This is a genomic window from Mesorhizobium huakuii (assembly GCF_030160235.1).
GTDB classification, from domain to species: Bacteria; Pseudomonadota; Alphaproteobacteria; order Rhizobiales; family Rhizobiaceae; genus Mesorhizobium; species Mesorhizobium huakuii.
In genome coordinates this window covers 90,465-107,694 of sequence record NZ_BSNY01000018.1, presented here as the reverse complement: position 1 = coordinate 107,694, position 17,230 = coordinate 90,465, and the positions used below count along the sequence as shown (strand labels likewise).

23 protein-coding genes are annotated in these 17,230 nt (G+C 63.2%); 9 read left to right on the top strand and 14 right to left on the bottom strand.

The features are described 5' to 3' along the window. Window positions 1-49 precede the first annotated feature (49 nt). Genes QQK95_RS09180 through QQK95_RS09170 form a run of 3 tightly spaced genes read left to right on the top strand, consistent with a single transcriptional unit; the run spans window position 50 to window position 3,164 of the window. A complete protein-coding gene (locus QQK95_RS09180; protein ID WP_284271202.1) occupies window positions 50-2,125 on the top strand; it encodes a TadE/TadG family type IV pilus assembly protein in 2,076 nt (691 codons plus the stop codon). Then, window positions 2,071-2,727 carry a TadE/TadG family type IV pilus assembly protein gene (locus QQK95_RS09175; RefSeq protein WP_284271200.1) on the top strand — a complete coding sequence of 219 codons (657 nt, stop codon included), beginning with the start codon at window positions 2,071-2,073 and terminating at the stop codon, window positions 2,725-2,727. The genes QQK95_RS09180 and QQK95_RS09175 overlap by 55 nt, the downstream gene beginning before the upstream one ends. After that, a complete protein-coding gene (locus QQK95_RS09170; RefSeq protein ID WP_284271198.1) occupies window positions 2,724-3,164 on the top strand; it encodes a TadE/TadG family type IV pilus assembly protein in 441 nt (146 codons plus the stop codon). The genes QQK95_RS09175 and QQK95_RS09170 overlap by 4 nt, the downstream gene beginning before the upstream one ends. A 127-nt stretch (window positions 3,165-3,291) precedes the next feature. Here the strand turns inward: QQK95_RS09170 and QQK95_RS09165 are convergent, their stop codons facing one another. Beyond that, a complete protein-coding gene (locus QQK95_RS09165) occupies window positions 3,292-3,900 on the bottom strand; it encodes a TetR/AcrR family transcriptional regulator (RefSeq protein WP_284271195.1) in 609 nt (202 codons plus the stop codon). A 98-nt stretch (window positions 3,901-3,998) separates the two neighbouring features. On the opposite strand from QQK95_RS09165, the gene QQK95_RS09160 reads away from it, so the two are divergent. Genes QQK95_RS09160 through QQK95_RS09150 form a run of 3 tightly spaced genes read left to right on the top strand, consistent with a single transcriptional unit; the run spans window position 3,999 to window position 5,893 of the window. Beyond that, the gene (locus tag QQK95_RS09160) at window positions 3,999-5,009 is read left to right on the top strand and encodes a zinc-dependent alcohol dehydrogenase family protein (RefSeq protein WP_284271193.1); all 1,011 of its coding nucleotides are present in this window, start codon (window positions 3,999-4,001) and stop codon (window positions 5,007-5,009) included. Window positions 5,010-5,041: 32 nt separating this feature from the next. Beyond that, window positions 5,042-5,491 carry an OsmC family protein gene (locus QQK95_RS09155; RefSeq protein ID WP_284271192.1) on the top strand — a complete coding sequence of 150 codons (450 nt, stop codon included), beginning with the start codon at window positions 5,042-5,044 and terminating at the stop codon, window positions 5,489-5,491. A gap of 15 nt (window positions 5,492-5,506) precedes the next feature. Beyond that, the gene (locus QQK95_RS09150; RefSeq protein WP_284271190.1) at window positions 5,507-5,893 is read left to right on the top strand and encodes a nuclear transport factor 2 family protein; all 387 of its coding nucleotides are present in this window, start codon (window positions 5,507-5,509) and stop codon (window positions 5,891-5,893) included. Window positions 5,894-5,907: 14 nt separating this feature from the next. Here the strand turns inward: QQK95_RS09150 and QQK95_RS09145 are convergent, their stop codons facing one another. The 8 genes from QQK95_RS09145 to QQK95_RS09110 all read right to left on the bottom strand — a co-directional run bounded on the left by QQK95_RS09145 (window position 5,908) and on the right by QQK95_RS09110 (window position 10,351). Further along, complete coding sequence (locus tag QQK95_RS09145) at window positions 5,908-6,519, bottom strand: LysE family translocator (RefSeq protein ID WP_096456686.1); 612 nt, start codon at window positions 6,517-6,519, stop codon at window positions 5,908-5,910. Window positions 6,520-6,625: 106 nt separating this feature from the next. Beyond that, entirely contained in the window at window positions 6,626-7,006 is a 381-nt protein-coding gene (locus QQK95_RS09140) for a YkgJ family cysteine cluster protein (RefSeq protein ID WP_284271188.1), read from the bottom strand. A 4-nt stretch (window positions 7,007-7,010) separates the two neighbouring features. Further along, window positions 7,011-7,175, bottom strand: a complete 165-nt coding sequence (locus QQK95_RS09135; RefSeq protein WP_010915423.1) for a hypothetical protein — start codon at window positions 7,173-7,175, stop codon at window positions 7,011-7,013. Window position 7,176: 1 nt separating this feature from the next. Beyond that, window positions 7,177-7,584: a hypothetical protein gene (locus QQK95_RS09130; protein WP_010915422.1), complete on the bottom strand. Its 408-nt coding sequence runs from the start codon at window positions 7,582-7,584 to the stop codon at window positions 7,177-7,179. Then, on the bottom strand, window positions 7,584-7,811 hold the full coding sequence (locus tag QQK95_RS09125; RefSeq protein WP_027046702.1) for a hypothetical protein: 228 nt from the start codon (window positions 7,809-7,811) through the stop codon (window positions 7,584-7,586). The genes QQK95_RS09130 and QQK95_RS09125 overlap by 1 nt, the downstream gene beginning before the upstream one ends. 361 nt (window positions 7,812-8,172) lie before the next feature. Continuing rightward, the gene (locus tag QQK95_RS09120; RefSeq protein WP_010915421.1) at window positions 8,173-8,382 is read right to left on the bottom strand and encodes a cold-shock protein; all 210 of its coding nucleotides are present in this window, start codon (window positions 8,380-8,382) and stop codon (window positions 8,173-8,175) included. A gap of 408 nt (window positions 8,383-8,790) precedes the next feature. Then, the gene (locus QQK95_RS09115) at window positions 8,791-9,417 is read right to left on the bottom strand and encodes a class I SAM-dependent methyltransferase (RefSeq protein ID WP_284271183.1); all 627 of its coding nucleotides are present in this window, start codon (window positions 9,415-9,417) and stop codon (window positions 8,791-8,793) included. Next, the gene (locus QQK95_RS09110) at window positions 9,407-10,351 is read right to left on the bottom strand and encodes an oxidoreductase (RefSeq protein WP_284271181.1); all 945 of its coding nucleotides are present in this window, start codon (window positions 10,349-10,351) and stop codon (window positions 9,407-9,409) included. The genes QQK95_RS09115 and QQK95_RS09110 overlap by 11 nt, the downstream gene beginning before the upstream one ends. A 179-nt stretch (window positions 10,352-10,530) precedes the next feature. Here QQK95_RS09110 and QQK95_RS09105 point away from each other — a divergent pair, with 179 nt between their 5' ends. Further along, window positions 10,531-11,157 (top strand): TetR/AcrR family transcriptional regulator, encoded by a 627-nt coding sequence (locus QQK95_RS09105; protein WP_284271179.1) that lies wholly within the window; start codon window positions 10,531-10,533, stop codon window positions 11,155-11,157. A gap of 14 nt (window positions 11,158-11,171) precedes the next feature. Here QQK95_RS09105 and QQK95_RS09100 read toward each other — a convergent pair whose 3' ends face one another. Both QQK95_RS09100 and QQK95_RS09095 read right to left on the bottom strand, forming a co-directional pair. Next, entirely contained in the window at window positions 11,172-11,501 is a 330-nt protein-coding gene (locus QQK95_RS09100; protein ID WP_284271177.1) for a YciI family protein, read from the bottom strand. A 45-nt stretch (window positions 11,502-11,546) separates the two neighbouring features. After that, complete coding sequence (locus QQK95_RS09095; protein WP_284271175.1) at window positions 11,547-12,200, bottom strand: glutathione S-transferase family protein; 654 nt, start codon at window positions 12,198-12,200, stop codon at window positions 11,547-11,549. A 165-nt stretch (window positions 12,201-12,365) separates the two neighbouring features. Here QQK95_RS09095 and QQK95_RS09090 point away from each other — a divergent pair, with 165 nt between their 5' ends. Next, a complete protein-coding gene (locus QQK95_RS09090) occupies window positions 12,366-12,554 on the top strand; it encodes a CsbD family protein (protein WP_284271173.1) in 189 nt (62 codons plus the stop codon). A 57-nt stretch (window positions 12,555-12,611) separates the two neighbouring features. Here QQK95_RS09090 and QQK95_RS09085 read toward each other — a convergent pair whose 3' ends face one another. Further along, entirely contained in the window at window positions 12,612-13,742 is a 1,131-nt protein-coding gene (locus QQK95_RS09085; protein ID WP_409371670.1) for a metallophosphoesterase, read from the bottom strand. Window positions 13,743-13,877: 135 nt separating this feature from the next. Here QQK95_RS09085 and QQK95_RS09080 point away from each other — a divergent pair, with 135 nt between their 5' ends. After that, window positions 13,878-14,471: a hypothetical protein gene (locus QQK95_RS09080; RefSeq protein ID WP_284271169.1), complete on the top strand. Its 594-nt coding sequence runs from the start codon at window positions 13,878-13,880 to the stop codon at window positions 14,469-14,471. Window positions 14,472-14,510: 39 nt separating this feature from the next. Here QQK95_RS09080 and QQK95_RS09075 read toward each other — a convergent pair whose 3' ends face one another. Then, window positions 14,511-15,632, bottom strand: coding sequence for an NAD(P)/FAD-dependent oxidoreductase (locus QQK95_RS09075; protein ID WP_284271167.1), 1,122 nt, complete (start codon window positions 15,630-15,632; stop codon window positions 14,511-14,513). Window positions 15,633-15,687: 55 nt separating this feature from the next. Continuing rightward, window positions 15,688-17,229 (bottom strand): amino acid ABC transporter permease/ATP-binding protein, encoded by a 1,542-nt coding sequence (locus QQK95_RS09070; RefSeq protein WP_284271165.1) that lies wholly within the window; start codon window positions 17,227-17,229, stop codon window positions 15,688-15,690. Between the last annotated feature and the right edge of the window lies 1 nt (window position 17,230).

The window sequence follows — 17,230 nt, the reverse complement described above, 5'->3', positions numbered from 1 at the left end:
GGGAGCACGGTGAGGTTGCTCCAGCGTGCGGTGTGTCGGGTAGCCATCAATGCAATTTTTCCGGCGATTTTTGCGGAACCGCGACGGCAACGTGCTGATCATCTCGGCGCTGCTGATGCCGGTCCTGATCGGCATGGCCGCCCTGGTGACCGAATATGGCGCAGCACTCGTCGAGCGTGCCGACAATCAGCGCGTCGCCGACCTGTCGGCTTATGCGGGCGCCCTCGCCTATAATGTGAACAAGTCCACCTCGCAGATGACTGCCACCGCCGTCGGCGTCGCGGTGCTCAACGGCGTTCCCGCCGCCAACGTACAGGTCAGCCTGATTGCCTCCCCGAAAACGACCGGCGTCAACGCGGTTTCGGTGTCGATCAACACCTACAGGACGCTGTTCCTGGCACGCGTCCTCGACAATCGCCAGCAATTGCAGATCTATGCCAATTCGGTGGCCGAGCTTGGCGCGCAGCCGCAGACGCCCGGATGCATGCTTGCGCTCGACGGCACACAGACCGGCCTGACGCTGAGCGGCGGCACTTCGATCTCGGCGCAAAAATGCACCGTTTCTTCCAATAACACGGTGACCGTCCCCTGCGGCACCAGCATTTCGGCGCTCGGCGTCAATTACAATTCCGCCGCCGCTCCGAGCCAGCCGTGCAACGGCATCACCGGCCCAGGCGGGGCGGCCGCGGTCATCACCAAGAAATCAACCCCCGACCCGCTGGCCGGCAATGCCGCGGTCACGGCCGCCGTGGCCCGCATTGCGACGGTTGCCGCGCTTTCGACAACGGCCCCGCCAACGGCGCCGACCGCTCCCAACGGCAAAGACATCGACTTCGGCTGGAACCAGGGTCCCACTCAGGGCCAGGCGAACGCGCTCGGCTGCACCGCCAGCTGGGCATCGTCGTCATACACCTGGACGCTGGACTGCGGCAGCAAAACGACGGTCAACCTGGGCAACATCACTATCGGCGGCGGCATCAACCTCAACTTCGCCACAAGCGGCGCGGCAACGACCGTCTACAATATCGCCGGCGATCTCACGACCAGTGGCACCACCAATTTCGGGCCAGGCACCTACAACTTCGCCAAGACCCTCACCACGGCGGGAACCACCACTTTCGGGGCCGGCACCTACAATTTCGGCATGCAGGTGACCACCGCCGGAACCACCAGCTTTGGCGCCGGCACGTTCAACTTCGCCAAGGGGCTGACCACCGGCTACGGCACCACGACCTTCGGCGCCGGCACCTTCAAGATCGGCCGCAGCGATACCGCCTGCAACGGCTCGGGGCAGGTCAGCATCTGCAACACCTCCACCTTGACCTTTGGCGGACCGAGCACTTTCGAGATCCCCGGCGGCTACACCAACACCGGCGGCTCGACGCTCACCTTCGGCTCCGGCACGACCAATTCCTACAAGATCGGTCCCGGCAGCAATGGCGACGCCATCACGCTGGGCGGCGGTTCCACGACGATCATGGCCGATGCGACCGGCGCCAACAGTGTTTTCCAGGTCGTCGGCAATGTGAACGGCGGCGGCGGCGGCAGCTGCTTTGTGGTGCCGGTCGCGGCGCAGCACGACATCGCCGGCAACTTCATCGGCTCGGGCGCCATCCTGCTCGGCGCTGGCGTCTACACCGTGGACGGCTATTTCGCGCTGGGCGGCAATGGCGGCGGCAGCGCCAACTGCAACGGCAGCACGATCAGCGTCAGCGGCGCCAATGTGACGCTCGTCCTGTCCGGCAAGGCCAAATCCAGTTCGGGAAGTTGCAACGGCTATGTCTTCTGTGTCGCCGCCGGCTACAGCAACATCGTGCTCACCGCACCACAGTCGGGGGCGACGGCGAAGCTGGCGGTGATCGGCCCCACCGGCAGTTCCAACACCGGCGGCGCGACCTTCGCCGAAGGCGGCTCCAACGCCCAGATATCGGGCGCATTCTATTTTCCCTACGGCCCGATCATCATGAATGGCGGCTCGAGCGTGCTGGGATCGACGACCGACGCGAGCAAGTGCCTGCAGATGATCGGCTCACGCATCACGCTGTCGGGCGGCACCACAGCCGCATCGGAATGCATCGCCGCCTCGAGTGCCGGTGGCAGCAGCAAGGTGAGCCTCGTGCAATGAGAAAGCCCTCACGCCCCGACCGCGGCTTGCCCACGAGCTGGCATTTCACGCTCACGGATTTCCTGCGACGCCAGAAAGCCGGCGTGTCCGCGGTCGAATTCGCCTTGGTGAGCCCCGTGTTGCTGGTCATCCTGGCCGGAACCGTCGACATAGGCGGCTCATTGAAGGCCAAATTCGAACTGAGCTCGGCGGTCTCGGCCGGTTCGAACTATGCGCTGCTCAATGGCGACAAGGTCAATTCCACCGGCGGCGGCGCGCTGGCTGGCAACATTGCGACGGTGGTCACGAGTGGCCTGAGCGGCAATGGCGGCAGCATTCAGGTCGTCATCAACAACGGTGCAACACTTGCCTACAACGCCACCACATCCACGGCCACCCAAAGCGGCACGGCCGCCAATGCCGATCTCTGCTATTGCCCAGGCAGTTCCGGGGCCGTGGCCTGGAGCACCCCGATGGCATGCGGCAGCATCTGCAGTGGCGGCGGCATTGCGGGGAAATTCGTAACGATCACGGCCAGCAAGCCCTATACGCCGCTTTTCGGCGGCTTCGGCATCGTCAGCAACGGCAACATCACCGTCAAGGCCGTGGTGCAGCCGCAATGAGCCGTAGCCGATCCTTCCTGCGCGACAGATCCGGTGCCCACGCGGTCGAGTTCGCCTTGCTGTCTGTGCCGCTGCTGATGGTGCTGATGGGCACGTTCGAATTCGGCCGCATGTACTGGGCCCAGCACGTGCTGAATGAAATCGCCGCGGCAGGGGCGCGCTGCGTCGGCGTGCTGCAGAGCGGATGCACGCAGAACGGCGTCTACAACGCCGCCAGCGCCATCAGCTATGTCAGCAGCAGGGCGGCAACCGACGGCATCGTGCTCAGCAACGCCAACATCACCATCAGCAACAACACCACCTGCTCGGGCCTGTCCGGCTTTGCGAGCGTCCAGGTTTCCTACACATTCACGACCGTGCTGCCTGCCTTCCTGACGTCGCTGGCGAACGGCCCGAACCTTAGCGCCAGGGCCTGCTTCCCGAACCAGGGGGCCTAGAGCGTTTCACCGTTTCATGGAAACGGCGAACCGCTCTAACTCTTTGTTTTGACGCAATTCCCTAGGGAAAGCGCTGCGCGCTTTTCCGGGGAAAACCGCTCACACTTTTCCTGGAATTGCTCTAACTTCAGACATCGGCCTGCGCGCGTTGCCGTACCTCGCCGGCAAGCACCGCCGTTTCGATCAGCGCCGCGACCTCGTCCGCCACCGCCTGTAGCGGGGCGCGGTCTCTTGTGGCGCGGGCGATCACCATCAGCCCTTCCAGCGACGATTCGACCAGCAGCGCCAGAGCGTGGGCGCGGCGTTCGGGCACCCCTGCCCTGACGAAGGCTTCACGCAACAGGCCTATCCACTGCTCGAAGGCGGCGCGGCACAAATCCGCCAACTCCGGCACGTCGGTCGGCGAGTCCAGCACGACGGGCGCGATCGGACAGCCGAGCGAAAACTGGTTGTCTTCCAGCATGCGCCCCACCGCCTGGTAGATATGATGGACGGCCACCGCCGGATCCCTTTCTGCGGCCAGCGTCTCGCCCAGCCTCGCCGTCACCCCGGCAACACTGTCACGCGTCACCTCGATCACCAGTTGGTCCTTGCCGCCCGGAAAATGGAAGTAGAGCGAACCGCGCGGCGCGCCGCTGGCGCTCAATATGTCGTTGAGCGAGGTGCCGTGATAGCCGCGCTGCCGGAGCAGCAGCGCGGTCGTGTCGAGTATGCGGGTGCGGGTGTCGTTCGCCATGTCAACCTCTGTCAGCAGCGCTCATTATAGGCCTTGCGTCGAATATGACAATCGGTCTACATAATATGTAGATCAGTCTACATATTGGAGGCCACAACATGCGCAGCTATCGTCTTGAAGGGTCGGGCGGGACCGAATGCCTGGTGATGCGCGACGAGCCAGAGCCCCAGCCGAAACCGCATGAGATCGTGGTGCGCGTCCGCGCCGCCTCGCTCAACCGCCGCGACACGATGATCCTTAACGGCACCTATCCGCTGCCGCCGCGCCAGGGCGTCGTTCCATTGAGCGACGGAGCTGGTGACGTTGTCGCCATCGGCGATGCCGTCACCCGCTTCGCCGTCGGTGACCGTGTCACCGGCAGCTATTTCGCACGCTGGATCGACGGCCGCATCAACGCCGGGCTCATCGACCAGCTCGGCTGCACGCTGGACGGCATGCTGGCGCAATACGCGGTTCTCGACGAACAATGGGCGGCGCGCCTGCCCGATCATCTCGAATGGCATGAGGCGGCGACGCTGAGCTGCGCCGGAGTGACCGCCTGGAACGCGGTGACGAGTGCCGGAATTCCAAAGCCCGGCCAATGGGTTCTGGTCATCGGTTCAGGCGGCGTCTCGCTCTTTGCACTGCAGTTCGCCAAGCTGCTTGGTTGCCGCGTCGCCGCCGTCACCTCGCGCGCAGAGAAGGCCGACAGGCTACGGACGCTGGGCGCCGACCTTGTGATCTCGACGTCGGATATGCCCGAATGGGGTGCGGCCGTCCGCGACCAGACCGGTGGCGTCGATCTCGTCGTCGAGACCGGTGGCCCGGCGACCTTCGCGCAGTCGCTGATCGCCAGCACGCTTTACGGACACATCGTGCTGCTCACGCTGCAGGATGCCAAAGGCGGACCGATCCAGATCCCGGCGGCACTCTACCAGCGCAGCCTCGCCACCATCAGCCGCCTCTTCGTCGGCAGCCGGAGCAATCTCGAAGCCATGCTGCGCGCTGTTTCGCAGCACCGACTGCGGCCCGTCATCGACAAGGTCTTTGCCTTCACGGAAGCCCGCGATGCCTATCGCTATTTCCAGCAGGGCGACGTCTTCGGGAAGGTGGTCGTCGACGCCGCCTGACCCATCAGATCTCAAACCAAGGGAGAACGACAATGACCATTCGCGAAGCCTCGGCCAAGTGGCAAGGGACGCTGAAAGAGGGTTCGGGCCGGGTGAAGCTCGGCAGCGGCGTCTTCGAAGGCGCCTATTCCTTCCCGTCGCGTTTCGAGCATGGTCCAGGCACCAACCCGGAAGAGCTGATCGCGGCGGCGCATGCCGGCTGCTTCTCGATGGCCCTCAGCGCCATACTGGGCACGGCCCACCATATACCGGCAAGTATCAGCACCGTCGCCAAGGTGCATCTTGGCGCAACCGCCGCGGGACCGACGATCACCCGCATCGAGCTTGAGACGCAAGCCGAGATTCCGGGCGTTGCTCCGGATGAATTCCAGAACCTCGCACAGAGGGCGAAAACGACATGCCTCGTTTCGCGCGCCCTGGCCGGCGTGTCCTCCATCACGCTCAAGGCAGAACTCCTCGCGACCACCACAACGGCACAGTGACATCGGGAAAATGAGATGAAACAGGACAGCACCATCACCCTCCATCCGGACGACCGCTCCCGACAGACGGCCGAGATCATGCGGCGCTTCAACGATGTGTTTCAGTTGCACGACCCGTCCGCACTGCCCGAACTGGTTGCCGAAGGATGCGTCATCGAAAACACCGTGCCGGCGCCTGATGGCGCCCGTCATGCCGGGCGGGAGGCATGCGTCCAGCTGTGGTCGGCGATCGCCACCCAGCCGGGCACGCGCTTCGATCTCGAGGAGACCTTTGTGGCCGGCGACCGGGCGACCATCCGCTGGCGCTACTGGATGGCCGACGGCAACTCCGTGCGGGGCGTCAATCTGATGCGTGTAAAGGACGGGCGCATCGTCGAGGCGATGGGCTATGTGAAGGGATAGTTGGCCGGTCGCCGCTAGCGATCAGCCAATGCCAGCTTGGCGCCGAGCATGACGAACGCGCCGGCGAAGGTTCGGCGCATCCAGGTCAGCACCATTGGCCGCGAGGCGACATGGCTGCGGATCGACGCGGCGAAGATGCCGTAGCCGACGAAAACCACGAAGGTCAAAAGCATGAAGACGGAGCTGAGCTCCAGCATCTTCGACAGCGCATTGGGCTCTGTGGTGCTGACGAATTGCGGCAGGAAGGCGAAGAAGAAGATCGACAGTTTCGGGTTGAGCACGTTGACGAGGATGCCGGTGGCAATCACCTTGCCGGCCGAGCGCGGCGCGACATCGTCCTCGACGCTGAGGCCGCCCTTCTCCTTCAGCGTGTTCCAGGCCATGTAGAGCAAATAGGCGACGCCGAGATATTTCAGTGTCTCGAAGGCGACCGCGCTGGTGTGCAGCAGCGCCGCAAGGCCGGTGATGGCGGCCGCCATGTGCGGGATAATGCCGAGCGTGCAGCCGAAGGCGGCAATGATCGAAGCCCGCGCACCGCGCGAAAGTCCCGCACTCAGCGTGTAGAGAACGCCGGTGCCGGGCGAGGCCACGACGATCAGCGACGTCAACAGAAACTCGATGCTCACGATGATTTCCTCCACGGCCCTGCCCGACATGAAAGCTATCGGGTGGCGCAAGAGGAGGCAAGCGGCGGTGACTGGCGTCTTCCTTGCCGCCGCAACGCGGGAGGAACTACCCCACCGCCAGCCCGTGCGCGGCCCTTGCCATCAGGCACTCCTCGTCGCCAGGCATGCAGGCGCGGCAGACATCCGGGCGTGTTTCATAGATGCCGCAAGCGGTCGACTTGCCGACTTCGCCGGTCAGGGCCGAACAGCGCACACCCTCGCAGCGCATGCCGGACAAGTCGAGGGCTACATATTTTTCAGGGATGCGGTCGAGCTGCGCGTCGTCCTCGGTGGAGAAGCGTGGCCACTCGGCCGAATAGGAACAGCACGCGCCGCAGCTCTGGCAGTCGAAGAGCGGCGCGGCGTCGCGTTGTGAGGAAAGGCTTGCGGCAGCGACCAGGGCGAACAGTCCGGGCGCGGCAGGATTGCGATCGGCATCGTGCGGCAAAGCGCTATTTCTTCTTGCCTGTCTTGCGCGCCGGCGCTTCGACCGGTGACTTGAACAGATCGGCCGCGGGGTCGGCGGCTTCGCTGGCCTTCGCGGCCGCCGGCTTGGCCGGCTTTGCTGCGGGAGCCGGCGCTGCCGGCTGGTCCTTGGCGGAGAATTTAATGGCCATGTCAGTCCTCGTCGGCGAAACGCGATGATGGGGCGCGCGGATTGCGCAAGCGGCCGATCAGCGCCGAAACCGCCGTGATGTTCATTTCCTCTGGCGACCAGTTCCTGGCTTCCGCGATGTGATGCGGCGCCAGCTCGCGATGCGTGCTGCCACTATAGGCGGCATCCTGGTAGGTCACCCGCTCCAGGGTCTTTTTGTCCTCGCGAACGTATTCGATCAGGTAGTTCGGGGCTTCGGCACGGCCGCGCACGCCGACGCGCACCTGGGCATCGCCATGGGCGCGCTTGCAGCGCTCGAGCTTCTCCAGCACACGGCGAACATATTCGACCGGCTTGTCCAGGGTTTCGACCATGTCGGCGATGGTCGCATCGGCCGCGATCGGCGTTGGCGGTACGCGCTTGGTTGCCATCAGCGTTTTCCGGCTCGTTTCGGTTGCGCCGCGAGTGCTGCGGCGGCCGCCATCTCTTCGGCTTCCTTTTCCAGGCGCAGCTCGCGCAAGCGGGCGGTCTTGGCTTCCCGCGCCTCGCTGACGGCATCGCGCTCGGATAGGATGCGATTGAGCGACATCGACTGGGTTTGCGTCTTGCTGAACAGCGACACCGCCGGATCGGCGGCGGTCTTCGAATGGGCGGTCAAAATCTTTCTCCTGTCAGGAGCCTGGTGCCGATAGGGCGAGACCGGGTCTTCGGTCGGGACCTCGCACAAAGCAACACGGCATCGGGGCAATACGGCGGCGGATTCAAATTGCCAAGCCGTCCCTTAGCACGTTCAGCCCGATGCGCAGCGCATTTTCGGCGGCAGCAAGCGTAAAATGAAAAAGGCCAGGCACCGCCTGACCTTCCCTGGGAGTACCGCGCATCCACAGGGATGCGCAGGAAACACTCCTCTCATGCGCATGATGTGCCTTGGAAACTCAGGTCTCCATGGCCATGCGCCCGAATTCGCCCTTCACCGGTGCCAGTACATCCGTGGTCACCGGGAGGGCTGAATTCGTTCTTCAGGCCGCCTTCAACTGGTCGGCGGACATCTTGCCCGACTTGTTGTCGCGGACCATCTCGTAGCCGAGCTTCTGGCCCTCGACGATGTCGCGCATGCCGGCGCGCTCCACGGCCGAGATGTGGACGAAAACGTCGGCCGAACCGTCGTCAGGCTGAATAAAACCAAAACCTTTGGTGGCGTTGAACCATTTAACTGTGCCGGTGCTCATAAACGAACCCTTTCCATGGCAAATATTCGTTAATCGCGGTGCGACTGCACAGCGATTTTTGTCTCGATTTTTGATGGGGAAGTTCGTCAAAGGCGCGCATGCGTGCGCGGATAACAAAAGTCGGTCAAACAAATATCGACATATTTCTTCTAGACTGCTTTTGCCGCCGAGTCAATTTCTAGTTTTCCAAAACCCCGGATTCAATTTAAGATTGCTATGCGATAGAACCTCAACTGATGAACCGGCTGAAAGACCGGGGCCAAAAAACCGAACCAACCCGGAACCAATCCCGCGCCAGCGCATTTGTTCGGTGTCAGCAATTTCAAAGAGCAATCTCGGGAATGCTGGCAAAAGAACGCCTCCCGCACAATAACCGGTGCGAGGGGGCGTTCTTATATGCGCCATTGGCTAGGCCCTTTCCCGGATCGAGGTGACGGCCGGTGGCCGGGCGGGGCTCGCTCGCAGCGGCACTGGGTGCCGGGCAATGCGATAGACCGCGGCCGGCGGAATGTTCCGCAACGTGTGCCCGATGCGGGTCGCCTGCAATCCAAGCTCTCGCAGCACCTTGTCGGGGACCGGACAACGCGGCCCGTAGGTGAACTGGTAGAGGCAGCCATCCTCGCGAAGATGCGCGAACGATCCCGCAAGGATGGCCGCCACCGTCCGCGCCGGCATGGAAAGCAGCGGCAAACCGCTGACGACCGCACCGCACAATTCAGCATCGGGATTGATTGTACCTCCGATTTCGACGGCATCGATGTGCAGCAGGCGCGCCCGTGGGAAGCGCTGGCCAAGCATGGCCGCGAATTCCGCGCCCTTCTCGACCAGGACCAGTTTTTCCTCGCTGACGCCTTGCCGGATCAAAGCATGGGTGAAGACGCCGGTGCCTGGCCCCAACTCGATCACCGATCCCGTCCGGGAGGAAATCTCGGAAACCATCAGGCTGGCCAGCACCGCGCTGGACGGCGTGATCGAGGCGACCCGCAGCGGATCGAACATCCAGGCGCGGAAGAAGCGGAGGATATCAGAGGGCATGGGCCGCTCCCGAATTTGCGATGATGAAGCGGACACCAGTCAAATCCTCGGACAGCTGCCACAGTCTCTTGGCCAGATCGGGATCGCTCGCGCCGGCGATCGGCTGGACAATCCTGGGGTAGCCGTTTTTTTCACCCTTGCCGTCCGGCCCGATGAACTGTCCGCCGGCTGCAGCGGGCGCGGTTGCCGCATAGAGCTGATTGAGGGCGCCCATCGCCACGTCCTGCGCCAGGAAGCGATTGCCGAAACGCATGAACAGCTTGAGGATGCCGGTCGGGCCGCTCAGCTGCAGATTGGTGGCGGAATAGCCGGGATGGGCGAGCAGGCTTCGCACCGGCAGGCCCGCGGCCTTCAGGCGGCGATCGAGTTCCAGGGCGAACAGTACGTTGGCGAATTTCGACTGGGCATAGAACGACATGCGGCCATAGTGCCGTGCTCCGGCAAGGTCGTCGAAATGGATCTGTCCACGCTTGTGCAGATCGGAACTGACGGTGACCACTCGGCCGTCGCGGCTCTGCGCCAGACGGTCGACAAGACGGGCCGTCAGCACGAAATGGGCGAGATGATTGACGCCGAACTGCAGCTCGTGGCCCTGGCGGGTCAGGCTGCGCGGCGGCATCATGACGCCGGCATTGTTGATCAGGACATCGACGGGAAGCCCGTCCGCGATGATATCGGCGGCAAAGCGCTCCACATCGTCCAGATCGGCAAGATCGAGCCGCCGCAATTCAAGCGAGCCGCTGACACCCTCGGCTTGGATCCTGGCCTTTGCCGCCCTGCCCTTGTCTATGTCGCGCACCGTCATCACGACATGGGCGCCGTGGCGCGCAAGTTCCAGCGCCGTCTGGAAACCAAGGCCGCTGTTGGCGCCGGTGACGATGACCGTGCGCCCGGACTGATCGGGGATATCGGCTGCTGTCCAGCGGCTTGGCATGAGAGGATCATTGACGGCACGCTGAGTCGCGGACAAGGCTGCAACCGGGTTTTGGGCAGACAAGAGGTGGGCGGACATGGGATATGTCTCCAAGCTTGGTCGGGAGCAATCTAAACACTGTTAAGTGACACGCTAACCCGAAATCTATACAATGTAAAGATTGAGCTTAGGAAGGCAGAATGGCTGAGGAAACCGACCGGGAATCCTATCATCATGGCGATCTTCGTGACGCCCTGATCCAGGCGACGGACGCCATACTTGCCGAACGCGGCCTCGAAGGATTTACGCTGCGCGGCGCGGCGCGGCGGGCGCATGTGTCGCCCGCCGCTCCCGCGCATCATTTCGGCAGTTCGGCCGGGCTGCTGACCGAAGTCGCCATTCTCGGCTTCCAGGAACTCGCCCGCCATATCGACATCGAAGGACCGGCCGAAAGCCCGACCGCGCGGCTGAAAAGGCAGGGCGCCGGCTATGTGCGCTTTGCCCTCGCCTATCCCGGCCGCTTCCAGTTGATGTTCCGGCATGACCTTCTGCTGGCCGACGATGCGCGGCTGGCGGCGGCGTCGGAACTGGCCAAGGTTCCCATCGCCCGCACGATCCAGGCGCTGCTTGGGCGGCCCGAGAATGCCGAGATCGACGCACCGGCGAGCGCCATGATCTTGGCGGCCTGGTCAGCCGTGCATGGCTTTGCCCATCTGGCGCTGAGCGGCAAGTTTTCGCGCCTCACGCCGGAAGCGCGGTCCCAGCATCTGCTCGACGAGCTCTTGCCTGACATGCTGGAGGCGCTTTGGCCGGAGCCCGGCCGTTAGCTTGCTGTGTCGCCCTACATGATCGTGCTGATCATCGGCAGGATCTCGTAGCGAAAGCCGCGACCTGACCTTGTTACCGGGTCGCCATCGGTTATCGCCTTTGCCTCGGCCTCGCTGCCCACACGCAGGATCAGCAGGCCCCAAGGGCCGGCCGGATCGGCGACCGGGCCAGCAAGGATCATGGTGCCCTCGCGCAGCTTGGCGCGCAAATAGTCGGCATGCCGGCTCATCAGCTCCCTCTCCTCGTCCGTCATGGTGAAGGCGAAGTCCGGCCGCGGCGGGATCAGCCGGCAATGGAAGACCTTTGTCGTCGTGGCTTCACGCGATGCTTCGTTGCTGGTCATCGGTCTTCCTCCAGGAGCGAGCCTAGTTGCTGTCCGTCGTTCGGTCTATTCGTCCGGCCCGGGCTCCGGCCACGGCTCCTTTGCCGCCTCGGCATACCAGTGCCGCATCGCCGGCATCGCCAGCACGGCGTCGACATAGGCCCTGGTGTCGGGCGCAAGTTCGCCGCCATAGGTGTCGAAGCGAGTGACGACCGGCGCGTACATGGCATCGGCCGCGGTGAAATGGCCAAACAGGAACGGGCCGCCCTTGCCGTATTTCTCGCGGCACTCGCGCCACAGCGCCTCGATGCGCGCCCGCTGCGCTTCCCCTTCGGCGTCGAGCGGCTTGTACCCTTTCGGCCGGCGCAAATTCATCGGCCAGCCATAGCGGACCTCGCGAAAACCGGAATGCATCTCGGTCGCCGCCGCGCGCGCCAGCGCGCGGGCGCCGATATCGGCCGGCCAGAGCTTTTTCTCGGGAAACAGGTCGGCGAGATATTCGAGGATGGCAAGGGTTTCCCAGATAATCCTGCCATTGTGATTCAACACCGGCACCTGACCGGTCGGCGACACTTTCGCCAGGTTGGCAAAGGTCTCGGACGTGCGCAGCCGCACAAAGCCTTCCTCGAACGGGACCTCCAGATGGCGCATCGCCACCCATGGCCGCAGCGACCACGAGGAGAAGCATTTGTTGCCGATGTGCAGTGTGAATTCCGCCATTTTTCTCCCCCATGCGCACGGTGCGTCCGCGCAACCTAACCCGCCAGCCTTGTCGCCGGAAGCGGCCTTGCGCACTCCCTTGCTTCCGACACGGCCTGGAACTTAACCGACGCCAGCTCGTTTGTTCCCGACGGACGAATTCCTCCAAATTCAAACTCTCAGGAGATGCGAAACATGGTGAACAAGGATCAGGTCGCCGGTCTGGCCAAGCAGGTCAAGGGCTCGGTCAAACAGGCTGCCGGCAAGGCGACCGGCAACAGACAAACCCAGGCCGAGGGCATGGCCGACAAAGTCGCCGGCAAGGTGCAGAAGGCCTATGGCGACGTGAAGGACAAGGTCAAGAAGGCGCTCTGATGCCACATCGAGACGTGTTGTTGCCTGTTGGAAAAGGCGGCCGCCAGGCCGCTTTTTTCATGTGCTCCAGCCCTTGCTGAAGGCGTTGGTGAAGATGACCTCCCCTTGGTCGTCGGTCGCTTCGCCCAGCGCCACGTCCATGCCATCGCTGGTCACCCTGGCCACGGCGAACCCTCCCATATAGGCGGCCTTCGGCTTGAACAGGTCGAGCCCGTCACGGCGGTAGATCAGCGGGGTGTCATGCTGATGGCCATGGAAGATGCCGACGACATTGTAGCCCTTCAGCGCCGTCAGCAGCGCCTGCCTGTCGGCCTCGCCCCACCAATGCGGCGCACCGGCGCCGTCATCGTCATAGGTGCGCTTGGCGGGATCCCATCGCTCCGTCGAAAACGTGTCCCAGCCATAGTGCTGGAACAGGATGACGGGGCGGCCATCCGCCGCATAGGTCGCCAGATCCTGCTTGAGCCAAGGCAGGCTCGAGTCGGCGCCGTGACCGGTGTCGCCGGTGAAACGATGCATCTGGACGAGGTGCAGGCCGCCCCAGTCCCATGAATAGCAGTCGGTGTCGACATCGTAGCTGGTGGCCGGCACGGGCGGCTTGAAGAAGACGCCCGGGCGGTGATTGACTTCGACATAGTCGCGCAGTTCGCGCCGGTACCAGTCGACATGGTGCGGCGGACCGTTCTGGTCGAGATCATGATTGCCCAGTCCGACATAGACCGGCATGTGGACGCGATCCGAGCCAACGCCTTGGCTATAGCGCTGGCTGAACTGCAGCAGCTGCGTGCCCTCGCTCGGCTGGGTGATCTGGCCGCCGCCATCGTCGGTGATGTCGCCGCCGACGACAAGACCGAGCGGCATGCCGATCCGGCTGCCGGCCGAACGCAAGCCGGTGACGACGCCGGTGATCTCGGCAGGCCAGTGCTTGTCATTGATGGCGTTCAGTGCGGCGACATTGCGCAGCAGCGCGGCGTCGGTCTTGCCCTCCTGCTGGCAGTTGGGGCTGAGGCCGCTCGCCATGCGGCAGGCATGGACATCGGCGATGAACAGGAAGGTGGCGTCGATGGGCTGGATGCGCTGCCCGGTCTGGCCGAACGCCGGGCGTGAAAGCGCGCCGGCCGTGGCAAGACCCGCGGCCTGCATCAGAAAGCTGCGACGTGAAAGCAGTTGCGGCGCCCGGTGAATCATCATCGGCGGAATTTCAGCACAAGCGACCTCCGTCCGTCCAGTTTCGGCAATATCGCCACTGCCTTGACCATCGACATCGCAATGAACGTCTGACACTTCTACCTGCGCTTGTATGTCACAAAATGAGGGAGCGTCATGAGGAGCGTGCTTATCGGCATGGCATTGGCGGTATTGCTGCCGGCAAGTGTTGCGTTTGCCGGTCCATGCGTTGATGCGAAGTCGGCGAAAAACGGGTTCGTCCTGGCGCGACCAGGCATTCAAAGCGAGTTTCGGCCCGCCGCCGGCGGGATGATCTCGGTCGCCAACACCTACGAGTCACAGTCACCGCAAAAGCAGTTCCTGTTCGCCGGCCTGATCGAGGTTTTTCGCGACAGCGACACCGGCCGGCTGGCAATGATCCCGTTTTCCGACCTGCGAAAGTTGTTTCCGCTGAAGGCGGGAGCCAAGAGCACGATCGAGTTCGTCGAGTTGTCGCCAGACAAGCAGCCGAAGGCCACCAAGACGCTGACCCTGGTCGTCAAGGGCAAGGAAACCTTCAGCCTGGGCGGCTGCAAATACAACGTTCTGGCTGTCAAGGAGACCTTCAAGAACGGAGCCGGCGAGACGCTCGATACGTTCACCGCGCTCTATGCGCCCGATCTGCAGGCGTCCCTTGCCCGGCGCTATGATGAAGGCACCAGCACGGAATCGGTCAACGGCTACGAGACGATCAAGCCGCTGGCCGAATAGAGGGTCCATGGCGCGCAGAAGGCCTTTGGACTGGTCTGATCAAAAGCGGCTTGGACGGAAGTTTGCAAGCAGCGGATGCTCAATGCCGCTGGCGATCTCGCCGGCAAGCAGCTCGCCCGCGATCAGGCCAAGCGTTGCGCCGCTATGGCTGAAGGCAACATAATATCCCTGGATATCCTTCAACTGGCCGAAGACCGGCTCGCCGTCTCCGGGGATCGGCTTGGGTCCGACACCGTAGCTTTGCAATTCCAACTTTGGATGTCCCTCGATGACATTCGAGGCTTCGTTGAGAAGCCCCTGAATGGTCGAAGTCTTTACGCTATAGGTGCCGTCCGAATTGACCACCACCTCTTCTTCAGACCAGGCGGAATCGAGCGCGAGGGCTCCGTCCGGCGTCGGCCGGATGGCGACGCGCGGCGTGTTGAGCACGGCCCGAAGGGGCAAGTCGAGCGGCTTGGTCCAGACGAGCAGCGCGATCGGCGTCCCATCGGCGATATACTGGCGGGAGTCCGCAACCATTCGCGGCACAGCCGAGCCGGTCGCCAGGAGTACCGCGTCGGCAGCAAGGCTGATGCCGCTTGTCGTAGTGACGCCGGTGGCACGACCGTCGACGACCGTGACCGCGGCGCTTCCGGCATCGATGACCAGTTGCCCGCCACGCTCCACGAACTCCGCAATCAATATCTCGATCAGCGACGGCAGGTCGACCCAGCCCTCGCCGGGATTGAAGATCGCACCTTGAGGTGTGACGGCTCTTGCTGCGACACCTGGCGTGACCGAAGCTATGGCGCCCGCGGACAGATGTTGCGCGTCATAGCCGAGGTCTCTTTCATGGGCGAAGACATCGCCGATCTCGTTCGAGGCGTCATCGGCGTCCCATGTCAGGCCACCGTCGAAACGCAGCCAGGCGGCATCCGGATATCTCGCCGACAGCGTCCGGTAGCGGTCGATACCGATCATGCGCAGGCGATGATATTCAGCCGATCGCTTGCGCGCGGAATTGAGCCAGGCGAGCGAACGGCCGGAGGCTCCCTTGGCGAGCGGTCCATCATTGACCAGGGCGGTTTGGATGCCGAGCCTTGCAAGATGAACGGCCGAGGAGACACCGAAAATGCCGCCCCCGACAACAACGACCTTTGAGACCGAATGGGATGTAGCCATAGCATATTCTTTCACTGGTGAGGTTGGATTGGAGCGTCTCGGGGCTCATGCGCTATCAAAGCACTTCGGCAAGGAAGTGCTTCAGACGCGTGCTTTTCGGCGTGTCGAAGATCGCGGCAGGCGTGCCGACCTCGATGACGCTGCCTTCATCCATGAAGGCGACCTGATCGGCGACTTTGCGGGCAAAGCCCATTTCATGCGTCACCACGACCATTGTCATGCCGCGCCTGCCGAGGTCCGCCATCAGGTTGAGAACGCCCTTCACCAGTTCGGGATCGAGAGCGCTCGTCACCTCGTCAAACAGGATGACCTCCGGGTCCATTGCCAGCGCACGGGCGATTGCCACACGCTGCTGCTGTCCGCCGGAAAGACCGCCGGGACGATGGTGCTTGCGGGCGGCAAGGCCAACATCAGCCAGGCGCGCCTCGGCGATGCGCTCGGCCTCCTGCACCGGAATGCCCTTGATCTTGGTCAGCGACAGCATGACGTTTTCCAAGGCCGTGTGATCGGGAAACAGATTGAAATGCTGGAAAACCATGCCGACACGCCGGCGCAGTTTTTCAGGCTTCATTGCCAGGATGCTCGCGCCATCGAGCAGCACGTCACCGCCTTTGGGTTCGACCAGGCGATTGAGGCAGCGCAGCAGGGTCGACTTGCCTGACCCTGACGGGCCGATGACACAGGTGACCGTCCCCGGATTGACCGTCAGGCTGACTCCCTTGAGGACATCGAGATTGCCATAGGCCATGTCGAGATCGGTGATGGTGAGACTGCCGCCCTTGAAGCGGGGAAGCGCAGCATTGCCTTCACGGCCGGCCTCTGAGCGCGGGCTGCTGATGGCGCTCTCCAGTTCGCTCACTTCGGCGAGGCCGCTGGTGACGAGGCCGGCCTTTTGCTTTCCGACGCGCAGCGAATTGTCGATGTAATTGACCACATGGGTCAGCGGCACGGTGATGACGAGATAGAAAACACCGGCCAGAAGCAACGGAGAGAGGTTTCCGGTGACCACCGCCTGGTCCTGACCGACGCGGAAAATCTCGCGTTCCGACGCGAGCAGACCGAGGAAGTAGACAAGGCTCGAATCCTTGACGTTGCCGATGAACTGGTTGACCAGGGCCGGCAAGACGCGGCGGATGCCTTGCGGTATCACGATCAGGCGCATGCCTTGGCCGTAGCTCATGCTGAGCGCCCGGCAGGCCTCCATCTGCCCGCGCTCGACGCTCTGGATGCCCGAGCGGAAGATTTCGCCGATATAGGCGCCGGCGATCAGGCTGAGGGCAAGAATGCCAAGCGGATAGGGCGAAGGACCAAAGATTTCACGGCCAATGCGGGCAAAGCCCTGGCCTATCAGCAGAATCGTGACGATCGCCGGAAGACCACGGAAAATATCCGTGTAGACTCGGGCGGGAATGCGCAGCCAACGCGATTGCGAGATGCCCATGACTGCCAGAATCATGCCAAGACCGACACCCAGTACCGTGGACGCGGCCGCAAGGATCAAGGTGTTCTTCAATCCGATGGTGATCATGCTGGGCAGCACGTCCGCCATGGCCTGCCAGTCGAGGAAACTGCGCCGCAAGTTTTCAAGCCAGTCCATT

What these genes read in the sequence shown, in the direction of transcription:
- QQK95_RS09160 (WP_284271193.1), top strand. Translation starts at nt 3,999, where the DNA reads ATGCGCAGCTATCGTCTTGAAGGGTCGGGCGGGACCGAATGCCTGGTG.
- QQK95_RS09175 (WP_284271200.1), top strand. Translation starts at nt 2,071, where the DNA reads ATGCATCGCCGCCTCGAGTGCCGGTGGCAGCAGCAAGGTGAGCCTCGT.
- QQK95_RS09080 (WP_284271169.1), top strand. Translation starts at nt 13,878, where the DNA reads ATGAGGAGCGTGCTTATCGGCATGGCATTGGCGGTATTGCTGCCGGCA.
- QQK95_RS09130 (WP_010915422.1), bottom strand. Translation starts at nt 7,584, where the DNA reads ATGGCAACCAAGCGCGTACCGCCAACGCCGATCGCGGCCGATGCGACC.
- QQK95_RS09100 (WP_284271177.1), bottom strand. Translation starts at nt 11,501, where the DNA reads ATGACCAGCAACGAAGCATCGCGTGAAGCCACGACGACAAAGGTCTTC.
- QQK95_RS09105 (WP_284271179.1), top strand. Translation starts at nt 10,531, where the DNA reads ATGGCTGAGGAAACCGACCGGGAATCCTATCATCATGGCGATCTTCGT.
- QQK95_RS09150 (WP_284271190.1), top strand. Translation starts at nt 5,507, where the DNA reads ATGAAACAGGACAGCACCATCACCCTCCATCCGGACGACCGCTCCCGA.
- QQK95_RS09070 (WP_284271165.1), bottom strand. Translation starts at nt 17,229, where the DNA reads ATGGACTGGCTTGAAAACTTGCGGCGCAGTTTCCTCGACTGGCAGGCC.
- QQK95_RS09170 (WP_284271198.1), top strand. Translation starts at nt 2,724, where the DNA reads ATGAGCCGTAGCCGATCCTTCCTGCGCGACAGATCCGGTGCCCACGCG.
- QQK95_RS09110 (WP_284271181.1), bottom strand. Translation starts at nt 10,351, where the DNA reads ATGCCAAGCCGCTGGACAGCAGCCGATATCCCCGATCAGTCCGGGCGC.
- QQK95_RS09075 (WP_284271167.1), bottom strand. Translation starts at nt 15,632, where the DNA reads ATGGCTACATCCCATTCGGTCTCAAAGGTCGTTGTTGTCGGGGGCGGC.
- QQK95_RS09165 (WP_284271195.1), bottom strand. Translation starts at nt 3,900, where the DNA reads ATGGCGAACGACACCCGCACCCGCATACTCGACACGACCGCGCTGCTG.
- QQK95_RS09180 (WP_284271202.1), top strand. Translation starts at nt 50, where the DNA reads ATGCAATTTTTCCGGCGATTTTTGCGGAACCGCGACGGCAACGTGCTG.
- QQK95_RS09155 (WP_284271192.1), top strand. Translation starts at nt 5,042, where the DNA reads ATGACCATTCGCGAAGCCTCGGCCAAGTGGCAAGGGACGCTGAAAGAG.
- QQK95_RS09135 (WP_010915423.1), bottom strand. Translation starts at nt 7,175, where the DNA reads ATGGCCATTAAATTCTCCGCCAAGGACCAGCCGGCAGCGCCGGCTCCC.
- QQK95_RS09115 (WP_284271183.1), bottom strand. Translation starts at nt 9,417, where the DNA reads ATGCCCTCTGATATCCTCCGCTTCTTCCGCGCCTGGATGTTCGATCCG.
- QQK95_RS09120 (WP_010915421.1), bottom strand. Translation starts at nt 8,382, where the DNA reads ATGAGCACCGGCACAGTTAAATGGTTCAACGCCACCAAAGGTTTTGGT.
- QQK95_RS09095 (WP_284271175.1), bottom strand. Translation starts at nt 12,200, where the DNA reads ATGGCGGAATTCACACTGCACATCGGCAACAAATGCTTCTCCTCGTGG.
- QQK95_RS09085 (WP_409371670.1), bottom strand. Translation starts at nt 13,742, where the DNA reads ATGATTCACCGGGCGCCGCAACTGCTTTCACGTCGCAGCTTTCTGATG.
- QQK95_RS09090 (WP_284271173.1), top strand. Translation starts at nt 12,366, where the DNA reads ATGCGAAACATGGTGAACAAGGATCAGGTCGCCGGTCTGGCCAAGCAG.